This is a genomic window from Acinetobacter sp. 228 (assembly GCF_048147885.1).
In genome coordinates this window covers 1-1,468 of record NZ_JAYWYV010000231.1, presented here as the reverse complement: position 1 = coordinate 1,468, position 1,468 = coordinate 1, and the positions used below count along the sequence as shown (strand labels likewise).

4 protein-coding genes are annotated in these 1,468 nt (G+C 39.6%); all 4 read right to left on the bottom strand.

Annotation, left to right across the window (positions count from 1 at the left end):
• Window positions 1-345, bottom strand: a 345-nt coding sequence (locus VXQ92_RS17690) for a Rha family transcriptional regulator (protein ID WP_416682691.1), incomplete at its 3' end; no start/stop codon positions are given.
• Between the two features lie 171 nt (window positions 346-516).
• Entirely contained in the window at window positions 517-744 is a 228-nt protein-coding gene (locus VXQ92_RS17685) for a hypothetical protein (protein ID WP_416682690.1), read from the bottom strand.
• A 1-nt stretch (window position 745) separates the two neighbouring features.
• Entirely contained in the window at window positions 746-1,141 is a 396-nt protein-coding gene (locus VXQ92_RS17680) for a phage tail terminator-like protein (RefSeq protein WP_416682692.1), read from the bottom strand.
• A gap of 1 nt (window position 1,142) precedes the next feature.
• A partial coding sequence (locus tag VXQ92_RS17675) for a hypothetical protein (protein ID WP_416682689.1) occupies window positions 1,143-1,468 on the bottom strand: 326 nt, incomplete at its 5' end.

Below are 1,468 nucleotides of genomic sequence, written 5' to 3'. Positions count from 1 at the left end.
AACTTGACTGAGTTGATTAGCCATCCACTCAAAGGCATCAATGAATTGCTCTTTAATGGCATCGGCTTTTTCACCGTTGAATCCCATTACAAGGAACATGAAGCCTCGCTCAGTCATCTGGTAAAAACCTGTTTGTCGCTTTGTATTTCCTATCTTCTTGTTTTCTAAGGTAAACGCAAAATTGCGCTCACGAAACTTTGTGGAGCACTTCATATTTTTAATGGAGCGGAGAACGTCTGAATGCCTCTTTCCAAATGCTTGAGCAACTGCATAACTGGTTGTTCTTGGCTCACCATTATCATTGGTAACCAATGCTCGTAAATTCAATGTTGTCATCATGTTCATAAGATTTCCTCTTACTTACTCATGTTCAAAGAAAAGAACTGGCAGGCACACTGAACATGAAAAGTGTGCTTTTCGGGGATCAACCTAGCCAGAGTTCGCCTGATTTCAGGCATAAAAAAACCTGCCGCTATGGACAGGTTCGTTTAAAAGTTAATTAGGTTTGTTGTGTGATTAATTAAGCTTTAGATGTCGAAATGGGCCGCAGAATTCATTAGCCTGAACATTTCGAACAGTTACAGTTAGGAATTCATTCGTTTTTTTGTTTTCAATCTCTTGGGCAAGGTTGTTTGCTATACCTTCCGAAATGCATACCGCTTCTAATACATCTTGACCAGAAAGGTTGTGAGCACAAGTCTCAACAATCCAAAGGTCTATGACTCCAATTTCTTTCTCATCCATTTCAATTCACTCGATAACTAATAGTCACATTGTACTGCCAAAAATCACCATTTGAGCCTAGATTTTGGATCTGGCCATTAAGTAATTCAAGTTTTTGTGTAGTGTAATACTCGAAATGCTTGAGCCATGCTTCTGCGAGTTGAGTTATTTTAACCTCGTGTGTATCTAGTCGGGCAAAGCAGTTAATTGAGACTACACCTGTTCTTCTTGTGCATGGTGTATCACCAATTCCCGCAATGATTGAACCGCCCCATAACACATTAATTTCACACCAAAGCCCATCAGTCGGAACTGTAAAGTCTTTATTAGGATATTTAATTCGGGTCTGCTCAATTCCAGTAAATGCCATTGCTCTAGTGATAATGGCCTGTCGTGCTTGATCTAAAGTCATTGCTATTTTAACCACCGTATTTCTGAGCAATATAATTAAAAGTTATGGAATAAACGCCTTGAGGGGCTTGTTGTGAAAACCCATTGATACTTTTAATAACGTATCTTTTAGCCTTTTTGTCGTAGGAACCCTTTTTGACTGGTTTTGGATATTGTCCAAACTCAATAGCAGTGGCGTATGGCGCATTCGTTTGGATGTAGACAGTTGAATAAGGAACTAGACGGGATAAAGCGCTTGTGCCTTTGCTTATTGTTGAGCCACCGCCTTTATCTTTCTCTGCTTCATTAAATGATTGGTCAGTCTGGTTAATGCTAACCCTGTGTGATGCTCTAT

Coding starts and splice junctions, on each gene's coding strand:
- VXQ92_RS17685 (WP_416682690.1), bottom strand. CDS start 744: ATGGATGAGAAAGAAATTGGAGTCATAGACCTTTGGATTGTTGAGACT.